The organism is Streptomyces sp. NBC_00988, from assembly GCF_045162645.1.
In the GTDB taxonomy this organism is placed as follows: Bacteria; Actinomycetota; Actinomycetes; order Streptomycetales; family Streptomycetaceae; genus Streptomyces.
In genome coordinates, this window is sequence record NZ_CP108730.1 from 3,407,903 (window position 1) to 3,425,571 (window position 17,669).

Sequence of the window (17,669 nt, forward strand, 5' to 3'; positions counted from 1 at the left end):
CATGGCTGAACTAACAGGTCCCGCCAGGGATCTCGCACGTCTTGTCGTCCCTGATGCCGGCCACTTAGCTGAGACGGGCGAGCTGTGGGAGCCGTACCAGCTGCTGGATCCGTCGGGAAGGTCGATCGAGCCGGTGGCAGCGTACTTCGCGGATCTACAAGCGGCCGGACGCGCATCAAGCACTATCCGGTCTTACGGAATGGATCTGCTGCGATGGTGGCGATTCTTATGGGCCTTGGGCATCGAGTGGGACCGGGCATCCCGCACCGAAGCAAGGGACTTTGCTCGGTGGATGCAGATCGCAGACAAGCCTCTTCGTGTCCACTGGCGTTACCAAAGGGACCCTGACACTGCCAAACCGGAGGCCAGGGGTTCCTCAAAATCACCAACGGGCACCCCAAACTCAGTAACTGGCAAGCCAGATCCAGGACCGAAGTACGCTGCCTCCACTCGCGCTCACTCAGAGACCGTTCTGCGATCGTTCTATGACTTCCACCGAGATACTGGCAGCGGACCGATCCTTAATCCATTTCCGCTAGACCGAGCTCGCGGTTCTGGACGAGCCAACGCTCATCACAATCCGATGGATCCCTTTAAACCCGAGCGGCAAGGTCGTTACCGTCCCAAGATCCCGATACGCATCCCGCGGCGGATCCCAGACGAATGGTTCAACCAACTCTTCTCCGCGCTGAAGTGCCATCGCGACCGCGCATTGCTGGCCTTCTGGGTATCCAGCGGCGCACGCGCCGCAGAACTGCTAACGAGCAAACAGCGCGATGCAGACCCGGGTCAGCAAGTTATCGGCGTAGTCCGTAAGGGTAGCGGTGACTACCAACAAATCCCGACTTCCTCAGACGCTTTTGTCTGGCTGAGGCTCTACCAGGAAGAAGCCTGGCGCCATGGAGTACCGCGTGGACGCAACCAGCCGATGTGGTGGACGTTGAGGCGTCCCTGGCGCCCACTGAATTATCACGCCGCCAGAGCCATGTTCGATCGAGCCAATGTAGGGCTGGGAGCCAACTGGACTCTTCACGATCTGCGGCATACCGCGGCCTACCGAATGGCTCGCGATCCGAAACTCCCGCTCACCGATGTTCAATGGGTTCTGGGACATGCGAGTCTCAGCACAACTCAAATTTACATAACTCCTAGCAAGGACGAGGTGGTACGGGATGTTCTCGCCCACCATGCCCGCAGGGCAAGAGAGTCAGCACGCCCTTTGCCTACTCCGCTGGCAGACGGTTACGACGCCGCGAGTATGTCCGTACTCTTTGGAGGCTCTTGGTGAGAAATGATCAGAGCACAGAACACCTCATTCGTGTTCCACCAGCGCGTGTATACCCATCGTCGACTCCCCCAGAAGGCACCGCGCTATTCGAACTTCGGCGGAGGTTCCCTTCACGGCAGGTCCCTTCGACCTGGCCAGCGACAGCCAAGGACTATGAGAGAACCGTCGAGTTCGTGAGGGACAAACTAGGCGCGGATGGCGAGCAAACCCGAAAGGGCTGTGTTATGGCCGCGGCAAGACTCTTGCGGTGGTTGGAGACCTTTCCTGGCGAAACCTGGCAACAGAGGTGGGAGGCCAGTAGCTCCGAGGCGATTCCAGGAAATCAGTGGTCACGCTTTCCGTCCGAATGGCTCGAACGCAAGGGCCTGTTACCTCGCACCAAGTCAACTGAATCTGACCTGCTATCCGGCATGTTGGCGCTCATCTGTGCTGATGTCATCCGGCCTGGCTTACGTTGGATCGTTTCTCGGAGATCGAGTGGCTCCGTCAAAGCTCTGGAACGGAGACGTGATCCGGAGGGATTTTCGCGTGTTAGATCTTCCCTTGCGGCACAAGGAGCTCACGGAGAGCTTCGCATTAATCCTGCGCTGGCCAACCTGTCCATGATCCTGCAAGCTAAAGGAGGGCTGATAAGCGACATCACTGTTGGTGACTGTGTTCAAGTCGTAGACGCCCAGGATGCTGGCCGTGTAAAGGGCTCAACCGGCAGGACTCTCTTCTATCAGGTCCTCTATAGGATGGGGCAGTTCCCTCAAGATGCTCCACCCACACTCGCAGCCTTCCGGCGTACGATGGGACAGCACAGCGTCGAATTTCTAATCGACCGTCATCAGATCGAGTCCCCCCAGATCCGGGACATGCTTGTCGAGTATCTCAAAGAGCGACAACCGCAGATGGATTACAGCAGCCTGTCTAATGTCGCCTACGTACTCGCAGGGCACTTCTGGCGTGACCTGGAGATTCACCATCCCGGGATCAGTTCTCTACATCTAGACCGAGACATCGCCGCTGCATGGAAGCAGCGCCATCGGACCATAGTAAGCATGGCCGCGCTGGGCAACGGTTCCAACGTCGAAGTTCACACTCCCAGACGGCATGCGAAGCGCAACATGACTACCATCCGCGCGTTCTATCTCGACATCGCCCAATGGGCAGTGGAGGAGCCAGTCCGCTGGGGTCAGTGGGCCGCTCCTTGCCCGATAACGCAGGCCGACATCGATCTAAGTAAAGACAAGAAGAAGCTCAAGTCTCGCATGGACCAGCGGACACGTGAGCGTCTCTCAGTTCTACCGATCTTAGTGAAAAGCGTTGCAGAGCAGCGCAGCCAAGCCAGCGCTCGACTGGCTGCACTCCTGGAAACAAATGAAGGTGACTTCTTCACCGTCAGCGGAGAGACTTTTCAACGCGTCCGGCCGGCCAGCAATTACAAAATCACCAGAGCCATCAGTCTTACTGACGGCCGCAGTCGCGATCTAGCCACCGAGGAAAGCGACGCGTTCTGGGGTTGGGCTGTGGTCGAGGTCCTTCGACATACGGGAATTCGCGCCGAGGAGCTTAACGAGCTCAGCCACCACAGCATCACCCAGTATCGGCTGCCGGACACCGGAGAGGTTATTCCCCTGCTGCAGATAGCCCCGTCGAAGACGGATCAAGAGAGGCTGCTACTGGTCAGTCCGGAACTTGCTGACGTGCTCAGCACCATTGTCTGTCGCGTGCGAGTCTCGGGGAGAATCCCTCTCGTTCCCTTCTACGACTATTACGAAAAGATCTGGCATCCCCCGGCGCCTCAGTTGTTTCAACGGGTGCACGGTGGAGCCGACCGCGCCATGGGGCGTTCCTTATTTGCTAGATTCCTCAAGCGAGCCCTGGCTCTCACTGGATTGACCGATTCAGAAGGGAAACCACTGCACTATCAACTCCACGATTTTCGGCGAATGTTTGTCACCGACGCCGTGATGAATGGACTGCCTCCTCACATAGCTCAGATAATCTGCGGACACAAAGACATCAACACAACGATGGGCTATAAGGCAATTTACCCGGAGGAGGCGATCCGGGCGCACAGATCCTTCATTGCGCGCCGCCGGACTCTTCGCCCGAGCGAAGAGTACCGAACGCCAACCAACGAGGAATGGGATGCATTTCTATCTCACTTCGAGAAGCGCAAGCTCTCAGTGGGAACCTGCGCCCGCGCTTTCGGAACTCCTTGCATTCATGAACACGCATGCGTGCGGTGCTCAATGCTCCGTCCGGATCCTTCTCAGCGTCCACGCCTGGTCGAGATTCGCGACAACCTACTTTCACGGATCGGCGAGGCCGAGAGAGAAGGGTGGTTTGGCGAGGTAGAGGGCCTGCACGTGAGTTTGGCCGGAGCGGAGGAAAAGCTGTCCCAACTGGACTCCGAGGCTGAACGAAGGACCGTGAGCTTGGGAATGCCAAGCTTCGATCAGATCACCGGGCGTCTCTAATTTCCGATGACACCGCGAGTCAAGCCAGCAAGAGTTGCTGGCTTGACTGCTCCGGGCCACCGGTAGTTAAGCTGGTCGATCACCGGCTCCAACTTGCGAGCGCTAGTCGCCTGCTGATCAAAAGTAAGCTGATGGCTGGCAAATTCTACTTCGATCACCTTCTCGGCTCGGAGAGAAACTGCGCGGACACGAGCACGTTGCAAACTCAGTGCGTCATGTAGCACATAAGCAGCGGCTGCCAATATGGGAGTATGGGCAGTTGGTTCAGCGAGTGCACGAGTACGAGTAGTCGTCAAGCCATCGGCATATCGAGTAATAAGCGTGAGAGCTCGGGCCACGCGGTTAGCGGTACGCATACGAGACCCAAGCTCATCGACCAGGAAAAGTAGAGCCCGGCGACGACGGTCTGGATTCAGTTCGTCATGTTCGAAACGGTAGTCCGCGCTGACCGAGTTCGAAATCCCATGTAGTTCAGAGAAGACCGGGCGGGGGTCGTGGCCGCGGGCGCGCTCGGTCAACAGCCGTGCCTGGCCCGCGCCGAGGAGCCGTTGCAGGGTCGCCGGAGGCAGGTCGGTGAGCTGGCCGATGGTGTGCAGGCCGTATCGGTGCAGCGTGTCCGCCGTGGCGCGGCCGATCCCGGGCAGTGCGGTGACCGGCCGGGGGTACAACCAGTCGGCCGCTTCCCCGGTGGGCACCCGGGTGGTGTCCCCCGGGGCGGACGCGTCGGCCGCCATCGCCGCCAGCATGCGGTTGCCCGCGAGCCCGGCGCTGCAGTCGATGCCGTAGTGGGCCTTCAGTCTCATCTTCACCGTCTGGACCGCGTCGTAGGCGGACATGTCGAAGTACCGGAGCGCCGAAGTCAGTTCCACCTGAAGGGCGTTGGGCGGGATGGCCTGGACGTGAGGCGTGATTCCGGACACCAGTTCGATTACATCGTCGTACTGGGCCTCGGTCAGCGCGGTGTGCAGGTGAAGGTGGGCGATGTGCCGCTGCCGCGCAATCATCCCGCGCTCCCCGGGCTGCGGTGGCCGAACTTCTTCAGGTCGGCCGAGCGGGTGCCAGCGGGCTGGAGGTCGGCGTACGGATGCAGCCGTGCGCCGGCGGTGCCGTCGGCCAGGGTGCGCCCCGGCTGGGCAGGTGTCGGGTGCGGGCGGGCGGTGCCCAGAAGGGCGAGCGCCGCCTCGGGACCGTCGTCCCGGCGGGCGTTGGCAATCTCGTCCAGGTCCCAGGCCATGGAACCGACGACGGTACGACGGGTGCCGCGCACCTGGACCGTGCCGCGCACCAGGAGCAGCCCGCTGTGGAAGACGGTGTACGCGCAGGCCGGATGGGAGTCCTCGAAGAAGGCCAGGTCGACCAGGCCCGAGCCGTCCTCCAGGGTGACGAAGATGATCCGCTTGCCGCTCGCGATCGGCGGGGTCTGTGTCGAGGCCCGCACCCCGGCGACCAACACCTGCTGCCCCGCGCGCAGTTCGGCCAGATGGGCCGCGTCCGTCGCGCCGATCTCGCGCAGCAGCCGGTGGTGATGCTCCATCAGATGCCGGGAGACGTCGATGCCGAGCGTGCCCAACTCGGCGCTCAGCGCCTCGCGTCCGGTCATCTCCGGCAACCCGCTCGGCTCCGCTCCCCCAACAGCGCCCGTGTCCATGGGCAGTTGACCGGCTCCCGCGGTCCGGTTGCGGGACTGCCGGTGCAACTCGGCGATCTGGAGCAGCAGATCACGCCGGGTGAGACGGCCGTCGTGCAGACAGGTCAACGCACCGATCTCCGCGAGGCGTTCGGCGACCGGCCTGCTGGGGCGGGCCCGCTGCCAGAAGTCCGACAGCGATCCGTACGGCTGCCCCTCCTCGACCCGCGCGCACTCCTCCTCGCTGATACCGCGCACCCCGGACAGAGCGAGCCGCACGCCCCACTCCTCCTTCTCGGTCATCTCCACGGTGTGCTTCACCCTGGAGCGGTTGATGTCGACGGGCAGGACCGGCACACCGCGCCGGCGGGCGTCGGAGACCAGGACGCGCTTGGGCCACATCCCGGGGTCGTGTTCGAGCAACCCGGCCAGCAGGAACGCCGGATGATGCGCCTTGAGCCAGGCGCTCTGCAGGGCCGGTACGGCGAAGGCGACCGCGTGGGCGCGGCAGAAGCCGTACGCCCCGAAGGCCTCGACGGTCTTCCAGACCTCGTCCCGGACGGCCGGACTGTAGCCACGCGCGTGTGCCTTCTGGTGGAACCAGTCCTTGATCCGGGGCAGTTGCTCCTTGTCGCCGAGGGCCCGCCGGGTGACCTCCGCGAAGGCCCGCTCACAGCCGGTCAGTACATGCAGGGTGTCGATGATCTGCTCGTGCCAGATGGTCACGCCGTAGGTGTCGGCGAGCACGGGTTCGAGGTGCGGGTGCGCATACACCGGCGTACCGCCATGACGCGCGGCGATGTACCGCTCGGGCATGCCGCCGGCGACCGGGCCGGGGCGGAAGAGGCTGATGTCCGCGATGACGTCCTGCACGTCACGGGGTTGGAGTCTCGACAAAAGGTCTTGTTGACCAGGTGACTCCAATTGAAATAGCCCCAGCGTCTGGCTCTCCTGAATGAGCTTGAAGGCGAACACGTCGTCGAGCGGCACCTGTTGGGGGTCGTCGAGGTCGATGCGGTGGCCGGTGGCGCGTTCGATCTCGGTGACGGCGTGGGCCATCGCGGACTGCATCCGGACGCCCAGGACGTCGAGTTTGATGTTGCCCAGCGCCTCGATCTCCTCCTTCGCGGCCATCGCCATCGGGTAGTCGCCCTGCGGAGTGGGCTGCACCGGCAGCCGGTCCAGGAGAGTCGCGTCGCTGATGACCACGCCGCAGGGGTGCATGGCCATGCCGTGGACCAGGGAGTCGAGGCCTTCGGCGAGTTCCCACAGAGGGCCGAACCGGTGTGCCTCGGCGGCCAGTTGGCGCAGTTCGGGCAGTTCGGCGAGCGCGCTGGTGATGTCGGAGGCACGCAGGTGCGGGAAGCTCTTGGCGATCCGGTCGACGTCGGCCGGGGCGATCCCCAGCGCGAGGCCGGTGTCGCGCAGCGCCCTGCGTGCGCGGTAGGTCTCGGGCATCGCGGTGACCGCCACCCGCTCCTTGCCGAAGCGTTCGAAGATCGTGTCGTAGCACTCCAGGCGGCGGGCGGACTCCACGTCGATGTCGATGTCGGGCAGTGACTCCCGGCGGGTGCTCAGGAAGCGTTCGAACAGCAGGCTGTGGTCGAGCGGGTTGGCGGTGGCGATGTCCAGCGCGTGGCAGACCAGCGAGCCGGCGCCGGAGCCGCGGGCGGCGACGCGGATGCCCTTGGCCCGGATGTCGGCGACGACCTGGCCGACGGCGAGGAAGTACGCGTCGTAGTTCCAGTGGGACATGACGGCGAGTTCCTCGTCCAGCCGGTCGAGTGCCGCCCGGTCGCGGTCGAGGCCGCGTCGGGCCAGTCCCTCCTCGGACCTCAGGCGCAGCAGCCCGGCCGCGCCACCCGTCTCCGGTCCGGCGCCGAAGAGCGACGGTTCCGGAAAGTGCCGCCTGCCGAGACCGAGGTCCACGGGGTCCACGGCGCACCCGGCCGCGGTGTTCGCGGTGTCCGCCAGCAGCCGGCGGGCCCGGCGGACGTCCGCTCCCGCGCACTCGGCGATCATCCGTGCCACGACCGTCATCTCCCTCTCGTCCTTGAGCCAGCGCTGCCCGCTGTCCAGGCGGCGCCGGTCGACCGGGCGCAGCAGCCGTGCCGCGTCCAGGACGTCGGCGAGGCGGTGCTGGGCGGGGTCGGCGTAGCGGACCGCATTGGAGAGCACGGCGGTGGTGCGGGTGCGGTCGGCCAGGGCGAGGGTGCGGGCGGCCAGACGGAGGGAGCCCGGACCTGTGCTGAAACGATTCTGCGCTACGGCCTCCAACCGGACTCCCCTCCCGAAGATCTCCCGCCAGGGCGCCAGCAGCTTCATCGCGACGTCCTCCCGGCCCACCGACAGCGCCCGCACCGGCTCCGAGAGCGGCCCGAGCAGCACGGTCAGTCCGGGGCCGCCGTACTCGCGCAGCGCCTCCCACGGCACCACCGGCGCCGTACCGGACAGGGCGCCCTCGTGCGCCGCCGACGTGATGCGGCACAGCCGGGCCCAGCCCTCCCGGTCCTGGGCGAGCAGCACGAACCGCAGCGGCGGCTCGACCACGTGCGCGCCACCGCGGGCGGGAGTGCGCGGGCGCTGTGCGGGCGGCGGGGGCGCGAGGGCCTCCACCGCCAGGTCGATGCCAAAGATCGGCCGGACCTCCGTTCCGGCGCACGCCTGCGCGAAGCGGACGGCGCCGGTGACCGTGTCCCGGTCGGTGAGCGCGAGCGCCGTCACGCCCCGTTCGGCCGCCCGGTCGACGAGCTGCTCGGGGTGGGAGGCGCCGTAGCGGGCGGAGTAACCGGACGCGACGTGCAGATGGGCGAAGCCCGCCATGCCGCACCTCCATCACTCCACCCCTTTTCAGCCATCCGCCCGATATGTTCATCGCACGCTCGTTCGATTACTCTAGCCCCATCAGTCCCGGTCAGCGACCACATTCGAACACACAGACGATTCCTTGGGGAGGTGCGCGGTGGCCGAAACAGACACCACTCCGTCAGCTCCCCGCCCAGGCCGGGCAGTTGGCGGAGAAATATTTTCCGAACACGCGTACGACATCCGTTCGGCCCCTTCCCGCCTGCGTGGAGACCCGGCCACCGAGACCGTGGGGGCATGACAGAGACCCCGGATGCCGGTACGTCCCGTACGTCCTTCTTCGGTGAGGTGAAGGACGCGGTCACCCTGCGGGCCGCCCTGCTCGTCGTCGGTGTGGTCGCCCTTCAGCTGCTCTTCATCGCCTCCTACGTAGGCGCACTTCACAACCCGAAGCCCAGGGACGTGGCTTTCGGGGTCGTAGCTCCTCAGGTCACGGCCGAGCAGACGGTGGCCCGGCTGAAGCAACTGCCCGGCTCACCGCTCGACCCGCGCGCGGTGTCCGACGCGGCGACCGCGCGGAGGCAGATCCTGGACCGGGACATCGACGGTGCCCTCGTCATCGACCCGCGCGGCACCAAGGACACGCTCCTGGTCGCCACCGGCGGCGGCACCGTCCTCGCGACCACCCTGGAGACCATCACCGCCACCCTGGAGAGGGCCGAGCAGCGCACGGTCCGGACGGTGGACGTGGCGCCGGCCTCGTCCCAGGACTTCGACGGGCTGTCGTCGTTCTACCTGGTCGTCGGCTGGTGTGTCGGCGGCTATCTGTGCGCCTCGATCCTGGCGATCAGCACCGGCGCCCGGCCCGCCAACCCGCGCCGCGCGGTGATCCGGCTGGTCACCATGGCGCTGGTCGCGATCGTCGGCGGTCTCGGCGGCGCGGTGATCGTCGGGCCGGTCCTGGGGGCGCTGCCGGGCAGTGTCATGGCCTTCTGGGGGCTCGGCGCGCTGATCACGTTCGCCGTGGGAGCGGCGACCCTCGGGCTGCAGGGGGTCTTCGGGGTCGTGGGCATCGGTCTCGCGATCCTGCTGGTGGTGATCGCGGGCAATCCGAGCGCGGGCGGCGCCTTCCCGCTGCCGCTGCTGCCGCCGTTCTGGAACGCGATCGGGCCCGCGCTGCCACCGGGCGCCGGGACCTGGGTGGCGCGCTCGATCGCCTACTTCAAGGGCAACGCCATCACCGGCCCGCTGCTGGTCCTGTCGGCCTGGGCGCTCGCCGGGATCGTGGTCACCCTGCTGGCGGCGACGCTGCGGCGGAAGCACGAGGACCTCCTGGACCGACCGGGATTGTCAGACCCGTCTGCAACCCTGGACGCATGATCAGCACCCTGGCCGTCGAGAACTACCGCTCCCTGCGCCGCCTGATCGTCCCGCTGACGCGACTGAACGTGATCACGGGGGCGAACGGCACGGGCAAGTCGAGCCTCTACCGCTCGCTGCGCCTGCTCGCCGCGTCCGCGCGCGGCGGCGCCGTCGCCGCGCTCGCGCAGGAGGGCGGGCTGCCGTCGGTCCTGTGGGCGGGCCCGGAGAAGATCGGCCGCGCGGTGCGCGAGGGCAGACATCCCGTGCAGGGCACGGTCCGCTCGGGCCCGGTCAGTCTGCAACTGGGCTTCGCGGGCGACGAGTTCGGGTACGCCATCGACTTCGGGCACCCCAGCCCGTCCCCGGGGACCGACCGCGTGGCGTCCATGTTCAACCTCGACCCGGAGATCAAACGCGAGTCCATCTGGAGCGGCCCCGTCCTGCGCCCGGCCTCGGTGCTCTCCGACCGCGCGGGAGCCGCCGTCAGACTGCGCGGCGCGGGCGGCGGCTGGTCCCGCGCCCACGGCACCCTGCGCCCGTACGACAGCATGCTCGGCGAACTGGCCGACCCCCAGCACGCCCCCGACGTCCTGGCGGTACGGGAGTTCATCAGATCCTGGCGGTTCTACGACCATGTCCGCACCGACGCGGACGCCCCGGCCCGTGCTGCCCAGATCGGCACGCGCACGCCCGTGCTCAGCGGTGACGGCTCCGATCTGGCCGCCGCCCTGCAGACGATCCGCGAGGTCGGCGACGCCGAGGCGCTGGACGCCGCCGTGGACGCGGCCTTCCCCGGCAGCCAGGTGCACATCGCCGATCTCGGCGGCCGTTTCCAGCTCGCCCTGCGCCAGCACGGGCTGCTGCGCGCGCTCACCGCCGCCGAGCTGTCGGACGGCACCCTGCGCTATCTCCTGTGGGCGGCGGCCCTGTTGACACCCCGGCCGCCGTCGCTGCTCGTGCTGAACGAGCCGGAGACGAGCCTCCACCCGGACCTGATCCCGCCGCTCGCCGACCTGATCCTCACCGCCACGAAGGACACCCAGATCGTCGTGGTCACCCACGCCCGGCCGCTCGCGGACGCCCTCCAGAAGGGCGCGATACGGCACCGTCTCGACGTCAACTCCATAGAGCTGGTGAAGGAGTTCGGGCAGACGACGGTGGCGGGCCGCGAGGGCCCGCTCGACGAACCGCTGTGGTACTGGCCCACGCGCTGAGCCCGCCGCACGGACGCGGACAGAGCACGTAAGCGAAAGTCCCGCCCCCTCGCGCGCGGGGGCGGGACCTCACCGTCGTACTACAACTGTCGTACTACCGCTGCTCAGCCGATCTGCGCCCCGAACGTCGACAGCGCCTCGGTGACCGGCTGGAAGAAGGTCTCGCCGCCCGAGGTGCAGTCGCCGCTGCCGCCGGAGGTGAGGCCGATCGCCGCGTCGCCGTCGAACAGCGAGCCGCCGCTGTCACCGGGCTCGGCGCAGACGTCGGTCTGGATGAGGCCGTTGACGATGTCGCCGTTGCCGTAGTTCACGGTGGCGTCCAGGCCGGTGACCGTGCCGGTGTGCACCTGGGTCGTCGAGCCGCTGCGGGTCACCTTCTCGCCGACGGTGGCGTCGGCGGCGTGGGTGATGGCCTGCGAGGAGCCGTTGTAGAGGTCGACCGCGCTCGGGTGGGCGACGTCCGAGGTGTACTTGACCAGGCCGAAGTCGTTGTCCGGGAAGCTGGACTGCTCGTTCGTGCCGATCTCGTTGCCACTGGAGTCGGACCAGGTGGAGATGGCCTCGGTGCAGTGCCCGGCGGTGATGAAGTACGGCGCGCCGCCCTTGACCACGTTGAAGCCGAGCGAACAGCGCCCGCCCGAGCCGGAGATGGCGTCGCCGCCCGCGATGAAGGGCTTGTACTCCCCCTTGGTGCGCTGCAGTTCGGCCTTGCCGCCGAGCCCGTCGACGACCTTGCTGAGCTTGGTCCACTCGGCGTCGGAGACCGTGCGGTCGGCGGTGACGACGACCTTGTTGGTGGTGGGGTCGGTCGCCCACGAGGTGCCGGGGATCGTCGCGTCCTGCTTGAGGGTCGTGCGGGCGCTCGTCAGCTCGGCGAGGGAGTTCTCGACGATTCTCGCCTTGGCGCCGGCCGCCTCGACGGTGTCGGCGGCGGTCTTGTCGAGCACGTTGACCACGAGGCTCTTGGTCTTCGCGTCGTAGAACGTGCCGGCCGCGTCGGCGCCGAGGTTCTCGCCGAGCGTCGAGGCGAGCTTTCCGGCCGCGAGGGCCGAGAGGGTGTGGGGTGCGGCCGCCGGCGTGGTCTCACTGGCGTTCGCACTCTGCAAGGTGACTCCCGCGACGACCAGTGCGGCTATGCCCGCGCCTGCCACGGCCACCCGTCGCCTGGGTATGCGTCGGTGCTTCAACTCGTGTCCTCCTGTGGGGGGTCGGCCCGCCAGGTTATGGGGACCCGACCGGCCGAAAGGTAGGTTGACGAGCGCCTACTCTTCCTAATCGCACAGGGAGCGCACAAGGTCGACTTCAGGTCGTGCGCGGAACGCGGTTGCACGCCCCCCTCGCTTTGACTGTCCACGGTCATCCCAGGCCATTCGCACTGCAAACACTCGGCGCGAGTAACGCTCATCAGCCGGTGAGGTCTAGTCCTGTCTTGAAATCGATCCCTCGGAGTCCGGATCCGACTGAGGCTCGGCGGGCGGAAGTTGCTCGTGCACCGGTTGCGGCGCCACAGGAGCAACCGGCGTCACGGGTGCCGCGGACACTGCGGGCGCGGCAGGAGCGGCCGGGGCGGCCGGAGCCGGGGCCGCTCGCTCCAGGAACCGCAGCAGCTCGACCGGGAACGGCAGCACCAGCGTCGAGTTCTTCTCGGCCGCGACCGCCACCACCGTTTGCAGCAGCCGGAGTTGGAGCGCCGCGGGCTGTTCGGACATCACGCCGGCGGCCTCCGCCAGCTTCTTCGATGCCTGCAACTCGGCGTCCGCGTTGATGATCCGGGCCCGGCGTTCACGGTCGGCCTCGGCCTGCCGGGCCATCGACCGCTTCATCGTCTCGGGCAGCGACACATCCTTGATCTCGACCCGGTCGATCTGCACGCCCCAGCCGACGGACGGGCTGTCGATCATCAACTCCAGGCCCTGGTTGAGCTTTTCGCGGTTGGAGAGCAGGTCGTCGAGGTCACTCTTGCCGATGATCGACCTGAGCGAGGTCTGTGCCATCTGCGAGACGGCGAACTTGTAGTCCTCGACCTTCACCAACGCGTCCGCCGCGTCGATGACCTTGAAATAGACGACCGCGTCCACCCGGACCGTCACGTTGTCGCGGGTGATGCCCTCCTGCGCGGGCACGGGCATCGTCACGATCTGCATGTTGACCTTGCGGAGCTTGTCCACGAACGGGACGACCATCGTGAAGCCGGCCCCGCGCACCTCGGGCCGCAGCCTGCCGAGCCGGAACACCACGCCCCGCTCGTACTGTTTGACGACCCGCGCGGCCGCCATCGCGTACACCACTCCGACGGACGCGAGTGTCACTCCCGCCGTCACCAGCTCCTCGACCATCACGGCCCCCCAGGGTCCGACGTGGCGCATCAGGTGCCTTCTCCGATACCCACGACGGTAACTCCAGGCGACGCACAAGAGCGAGCCCCCGCACGCCAGTTGCGTACGGGGGCTCGCATTCCGCCGGCTGCAGTCCGGAGCGGAAGACGTTCAGGCGGGCGTCAGCCGACGCTCACGCCGTAGTAGCTCAGCGCCTCGGTGACCGGCTGGAAGAAGGTCGTGCCGCCGGAGGTGCAGTCGCCGCTGCCGCCCGAGGTCAGACCGTAGGCCACGGTGCCGGCGTACAGAGGACCGCCGCTGTCGCCGCCTTCGGCGCAGACGGTGGTCTGGATCATCTGGTACACGATGTCGCCGCTGCCGTAGTTGACGGTGGTGTTCAGGGCGGTGACCCGGCCGCTGTGCGTGCCGGTGGTGGAGCCGCGCCGGTAGACGGTGGTGCCCACGCTCGGCGTGGCCGCGCTGGAGATGGTCTGGCTGCCGACCGCGCTCGGGTGCGCGATCGAGGTGTTGGTGTACCTGACCAGCGCGAAGTCGTTGGTCGGGAAGCTGTAGCCGACGTTCGTGCCCAGCGTCGTGGTGTGCCCCGAGTTGGAGTACCAGGTCGAGGCGACCTCACCGCAGTGGCCGGCGGTCAGGAAGTAGTACGTGCTCCCGCTGTGCACGTTGAAGCCGAGCGAGCAGCGGTACGCGCCGCCGTAGATGGCGTCGCCACCGGTGATCAGCTTCTTGAACTGACCGGCGGTGTGCTTGATGGTGATCGCGTCGGCGGTGCTGCCCGCCTGCGACTTGATCTTCGCGATCTCGGCCTGGGAGACCGTGCTGTCGACGGTGACGACGACACGGTTCGTCGTGCTGTCGACCGCCCAGGCGGTGCCCGGGACATCGGCCTTGAGCACGGACGAGTTGGCCGCGGAGAGCTGGGTCGCGCTGAACGTCCGGGCGTCACTGGCGCTCGCGGTGGGGACGGCGAACGCGGCAGCGGCGGCGAATCCGGTGGCCACGGCGATCAGCCTGGTCCGTCTCGCGATTCCGCTGCGCGGGGTGGTGCGCTTGATCCTCACGTTTCGTTCCCTCCTAGGGGAATTCGGGGGCCCGCGTGGGGTCGGGGCCCGTGAGGCGCAGTCGGGGTCGGCCGTCCGCTTTTCGAACACGCCGTGCTCCTGACAAGCGCTGTGGGGGAGTATTCGGCCGCCCGGCCGATGGGCGCAAGGGCGCCTTTCGGCCGTACGGCCTTCAACTGGCCCACGATCTACGCGAGTTGATCACCCGGGCACAGTGGGCCGAAACACAGCCCGCCGCAGGTCAACGCCCCGCCTGCCGAAGGATGCGCTCCCCCGCCTCGATCGCGAGGCCCAGCGTATTCCCGGGCGGCGGGAAAGGGCAGATGAAATGGTCGGCGAACGCGCACGGCGGGAGCACGGCCCGGTTGAAGTCGACCGTCGTGCGCCCCTCCGCGTCGGGCGCCGCCGGGTACAGGAACCGGAACCGGTAACTGCCGTCCCCGCTCGTGGAGTCGGCGAACACCGCCCACAACTTCCCGTCGCCCTGCACCGCCACCTGCAAGGTCACCTCCAACCCGTCGAGCCGGAAGGCGAGTTCACCCGCGAGCCCGAGCCCGCGTTCGACACCGTCCGCCGTGCCGACGCGCACGGTGCGCCGCGCGCCGTACGGCGTGAAGCGCCCCGGCACCGACCAGCGCGGCCGGTACGGCGTGACCTCGACGCCCCGGAACGCGCGCCGCGCCGCCGAGCCGGGGTCGTAGTCACGCACGCCCCAGACGCCCTCGCGGACCAGGACGACCAGCCCGCGCCCGCCGAGGCCGACGCGGGCCGTGCTCACCGGGCCGGTGTCCGCGCCGAGGCGGACCGAGCCGGTGAAGGGTTCCCCGTCGAGGGTCAGTCCGTCGGCCGCCGTCGCGGTGAGGACCACCGGACCGGCATCGGCGTCGACCTCACCGTCGAGGACCCATACGCCGGGGATGTCCGGAAGGTGCCCGTCCGGGTGGTCCTCCAGCCAGTGCGTGCCGGTCAGGGCAAGAGGTCCGTAGGGACCCGACACCGTCTCCATGCGGTGCTCGTGCCACCGCTTCCACTCGTCGGCCGCGTCCGAGGTCATGCCGTCAGCTCCATCGTCGTGCGCTCAGTCCTGTCGTCGCGCGGTCACCCCTTCCCTGTCTGCCGGGTCGGGGAGCCCGAGATGTGAGCGCAGGGTCGTACCCCGGTATTCCGTGCGGAACGCGCCACGTTCCTGGAGCAGCGGCACCACCCGGTCCACGAACTCGTCGAGGCCGCCGGGGGTGAGATGCGGCACGAGGATGAAGCCGTCGGCGGCGTCCTGTCGTACGAAGGTCTCCAGCTCGGCGGCGACCGCCTCCGGGGTGCCGATGAAGGACTGCCGGCCGCTCGCCTCGATCACGGTCTGCCGGATGGACAGCCCCTTCTCGCGGGACAGGGCCCGCCACTTCTCGGCCATCGCGACGGTGTCGCCGCGCCGGGTCCGCCCCTGGGTGATCGACGATTCCGGCACCGGGTCGGAGTCGGGGAACGGGCCGTCGGGGTCGTAGGAGGAGAGGTCCGTGCCCCAGATCTGTTCCAGGGCGAGGATCGCGTTCTGCGGGGAGACCTGCTGCCGCCGGATCTCGGCGGCCCGCTCCTGCGCCTCGGCCGCGGTGTCGCCGAGGACGACGCTGACGCCGGGCATGATCTTGAGGTCGTCCGCGCTACGGCCGTACTTGGCGAGGCGTCCCTTCACGTCGGCGTAGAAGGCGCGGCCGTCCTCCAGCGTGCCGTGCCGCGTGAAGATGACGTCGGCGGTCCGCGCCGCGAACTCCCGCCCCTCCCCCGAGTCCCCGGCCTGGATGACGACCGGGTGCCCCTGAGGTGAGCGCGGCACGGTGAACTCGCCCGCGATGTCGAAGTGTTGGCCCCGGTGGGCGAAGGGGCGGGACAGTCCGTCCGGGGTCCAGGAGTCCCACAACTCCCTTGCCACGGCGACGAATTCGGCCGCCCGGGTGTAGCGGTCCGCACGGTCGAGGTATCCCCCGCGCCGGAAGTTCTCACCGGTGAAGGCGTCCGACGAGGTCACCACGTTCCAGGCGGCGCGGCCTCCACTGAGATGGTCCAACGTGGCCAGTCTGCGGGCGAGTTCGTACGGCTCGTTGAAGGTCGCGTTGACGGTGGCGGCCAGCCCGATCCGCTCGGTGACGGCGGCGAGCGCGTTGAGGACCGTGAGGGACTCCGGGCGGCCGACGACGTCCAAGTCGTGGACACGGCCCTTGTGTTCGCGCAGTCGCAGCCCCTCGGCGAGGAAGAAGAAGTCGAAGAGGCCGCGTTCGGCGGTGCGGGCGAGATGCTCGAAGGAGGAGAACGCGATCTGGGACCTCGACCGCGGATCGGCCCACACGGTGGTGCTGTTGACGCCGGGGAAGTGCGCGGCCAGATGGATCTGCCGGCGAGAAGGCCTCCGTACGGTCATGACGCTCCCCCGGTCACGGCGTACCGGTTGGCGGGCCGGGCCAGGCCCAGGTGCTCCCTGAGCGTGCTGCCCGGGTAGAACGTGCGGAACAGGCCCCGGTGTTGGAGCAGCGCGACCGTTCCGTTGACGAGCCGTTCCAGGTCGCGTCGGGGCTCGACGGGCGTGAGGTGGAAGCCGTCGACGGTACGGTCGCCGTGCCAGCCGGCGATCAGCTCCGCGAGGTCGACCGGGCCGCCCCGGTACAGCGGGCCGTGCGCGGTCTGCCGGGGGCCGCCCCCGCCGTGGCCCGGTTCGGCCGCGTGCTCGCCGTCACCGAGGTCGACGACGAGGCTCACCAGGACCCGCAGGGTGTCCGGGTCGCGGCCGAACTTCTCGGCGGACGCCCGCAGTTCGGCCCGTACGGCCCCGGCCTGCGCGGAGCTCGCCGCGCGGACGAGGGCCACATCGGCGTACCGGGCGGCCGTCCGCCGGGCCTGGCCCTCGGTGGCGTCGACCACGCGGACGGGGTGGCCCTGCGGTGGTCTGGGCACGATCGAGGGGCCCTTGACCGAGAACTCGGAGCCCTCGAAGTCGACGTGATGCAGCTTGTCGCGGTCGACGAAACGGCCGGTGGCCGTGTCCCGTATCTCGGCGTCGTCCTCCCAGCTGTCCCACAACTGGGCGGCCACATCGGCGACTTCACCTGCTTCCTGCCACAACGCGTCGGCGGGCGCGGCGTGCCGGCGGCCGAAGAGGCGGGCCTCGCCCTCGGTGGTCGACACGTCGAGCCGCCAGCCGGCCCGGCCCCGGCTGACCCAGTCGAGGGTCGCGACCGCGGCCTGCACATGGAAGGGCTCGGTGTGCGTGGTGGTCACGGTCGGCACCAGGCCGATCCGGTCGGTCGCCGGGGCGACCCAGGACAGCACGGCGAGGGCGTCGGGGCCGGGGCGCGCGAAGGTGTCGTCGAGCGTCACGAAGTCGAGGCCGCCGCTCTCGGCGAGCCGCGCCAACGCGACGTAGGAGTCGGCGTCGTAGGCCGACCGCTGGTCGACGGCGGCGGCCAGATGCAGGCCCCGGCCGTGCGAGGAGGTCATGTGGGGAGTCCCTTTCTGCGCA

Annotated in this window: 12 protein-coding genes; 4 read left to right on the plus strand and 8 right to left on the minus strand. The window is 67.9% G+C overall.

The genetic code is table 11. The annotated features are described in order from the left end of the window. The first annotated feature begins 1 nt into the window (after nt 1). A complete protein-coding gene (locus OG496_RS15480; protein WP_405971263.1) occupies nt 2-1,288 on the plus strand; it encodes a tyrosine-type recombinase/integrase in 1,287 nt (428 codons plus the stop codon). Nucleotides 1,289-2,079: 791 nt separating this feature from the next. Next, entirely contained in the window at nt 2,080-3,756 is a 1,677-nt protein-coding gene (locus OG496_RS15485; protein WP_405971264.1) for a tyrosine-type recombinase/integrase, read from the plus strand. Here the strand turns inward: OG496_RS15485 and OG496_RS15490 are convergent. Further along, nucleotides 3,753-4,760, minus strand: a complete 1,008-nt coding sequence (locus OG496_RS15490) for a DNA polymerase thumb domain-containing protein (protein ID WP_405971265.1) — start codon at nt 4,758-4,760, stop codon at nt 3,753-3,755. The two genes, OG496_RS15485 and OG496_RS15490, sit on opposite strands and share 4 nt — an antisense overlap. After that, complete coding sequence (locus OG496_RS15495) at nt 4,757-8,206, minus strand: DNA polymerase III subunit alpha (RefSeq protein WP_405971266.1); 3,450 nt, start codon at nt 8,204-8,206, stop codon at nt 4,757-4,759. Before OG496_RS15495 ends, OG496_RS15490 begins: the two co-directional genes overlap by 4 nt. Before the next feature lie 279 nt (nt 8,207-8,485). Between OG496_RS15495 and OG496_RS15500 the strand changes: the two genes are divergently transcribed. Further along, nucleotides 8,486-9,568: a DUF3533 domain-containing protein gene (locus tag OG496_RS15500; protein WP_405971267.1), complete on the plus strand. Its 1,083-nt coding sequence runs from the start codon at nt 8,486-8,488 to the stop codon at nt 9,566-9,568. Next, nucleotides 9,565-10,764: an AAA family ATPase gene (locus OG496_RS15505; protein WP_329351373.1), complete on the plus strand. Its 1,200-nt coding sequence runs from the start codon at nt 9,565-9,567 to the stop codon at nt 10,762-10,764. The genes OG496_RS15500 and OG496_RS15505 overlap by 4 nt, the downstream gene beginning before the upstream one ends. A 104-nt stretch (nt 10,765-10,868) precedes the next feature. On the opposite strand, the gene OG496_RS15510 is transcribed toward OG496_RS15505, so the two are convergent. The 6 genes from OG496_RS15510 to OG496_RS15535 all read right to left on the minus strand — a co-directional run bounded on the left by OG496_RS15510 (nt 10,869) and on the right by OG496_RS15535 (nt 17,647). After that, nucleotides 10,869-11,951, minus strand: coding sequence for a S1 family peptidase (locus OG496_RS15510; protein WP_405971268.1), 1,083 nt, complete (start codon nt 11,949-11,951; stop codon nt 10,869-10,871). Between the two features lie 231 nt (nt 11,952-12,182). Continuing rightward, nucleotides 12,183-13,100 (minus strand): slipin family protein, encoded by a 918-nt coding sequence (locus OG496_RS15515; protein ID WP_405976632.1) that lies wholly within the window; start codon nt 13,098-13,100, stop codon nt 12,183-12,185. 161 nt (nt 13,101-13,261) lie between these two features. Continuing rightward, the gene (locus OG496_RS15520; RefSeq protein ID WP_366497856.1) at nt 13,262-14,161 is read right to left on the minus strand and encodes a S1 family peptidase; all 900 of its coding nucleotides are present in this window, start codon (nt 14,159-14,161) and stop codon (nt 13,262-13,264) included. Between the two features lie 241 nt (nt 14,162-14,402). After that, the gene (locus tag OG496_RS15525; RefSeq protein ID WP_405971269.1) at nt 14,403-15,215 is read right to left on the minus strand and encodes a DUF1684 domain-containing protein; all 813 of its coding nucleotides are present in this window, start codon (nt 15,213-15,215) and stop codon (nt 14,403-14,405) included. Nucleotides 15,216-15,239: 24 nt separating this feature from the next. After that, nucleotides 15,240-16,574 (minus strand): NtaA/DmoA family FMN-dependent monooxygenase, encoded by a 1,335-nt coding sequence (locus OG496_RS15530; protein ID WP_405971270.1) that lies wholly within the window; start codon nt 16,572-16,574, stop codon nt 15,240-15,242. After that, nucleotides 16,571-17,647: an LLM class flavin-dependent oxidoreductase gene (locus tag OG496_RS15535; RefSeq protein ID WP_405971271.1), complete on the minus strand. Its 1,077-nt coding sequence runs from the start codon at nt 17,645-17,647 to the stop codon at nt 16,571-16,573. The genes OG496_RS15530 and OG496_RS15535 overlap by 4 nt, the downstream gene beginning before the upstream one ends. Between the last annotated feature and the right edge of the window lie 22 nt (nt 17,648-17,669).

Excerpts from the sequence above, each read along its gene's own strand:
- OG496_RS15480 (WP_405971263.1), top strand. The coding sequence starts at position 2 with ATGGCTGAACTAACAGGTCCCGCCAGGGATCTCGCACGTCTTGTCGTC.
- OG496_RS15485 (WP_405971264.1), top strand. The coding sequence starts at position 2,080 with ATGGGACAGCACAGCGTCGAATTTCTAATCGACCGTCATCAGATCGAG.
- OG496_RS15490 (WP_405971265.1), bottom strand. The coding sequence starts at position 4,760 with ATGATTGCGCGGCAGCGGCACATCGCCCACCTTCACCTGCACACCGCG.
- OG496_RS15495 (WP_405971266.1), bottom strand. The coding sequence starts at position 8,206 with ATGGCGGGCTTCGCCCATCTGCACGTCGCGTCCGGTTACTCCGCCCGC.
- OG496_RS15500 (WP_405971267.1), top strand. The coding sequence starts at position 8,486 with ATGACAGAGACCCCGGATGCCGGTACGTCCCGTACGTCCTTCTTCGGT.
- OG496_RS15505 (WP_329351373.1), top strand. The coding sequence starts at position 9,565 with ATGATCAGCACCCTGGCCGTCGAGAACTACCGCTCCCTGCGCCGCCTG.
- OG496_RS15515 (WP_405976632.1), bottom strand. The coding sequence starts at position 13,100 with ATGGTCGAGGAGCTGGTGACGGCGGGAGTGACACTCGCGTCCGTCGGA.
- OG496_RS15525 (WP_405971269.1), bottom strand. The coding sequence starts at position 15,215 with ATGACCTCGGACGCGGCCGACGAGTGGAAGCGGTGGCACGAGCACCGC.
- OG496_RS15530 (WP_405971270.1), bottom strand. The coding sequence starts at position 16,574 with ATGACCGTACGGAGGCCTTCTCGCCGGCAGATCCATCTGGCCGCGCAC.
- OG496_RS15535 (WP_405971271.1), bottom strand. The coding sequence starts at position 17,647 with ATGACCTCCTCGCACGGCCGGGGCCTGCATCTGGCCGCCGCCGTCGAC.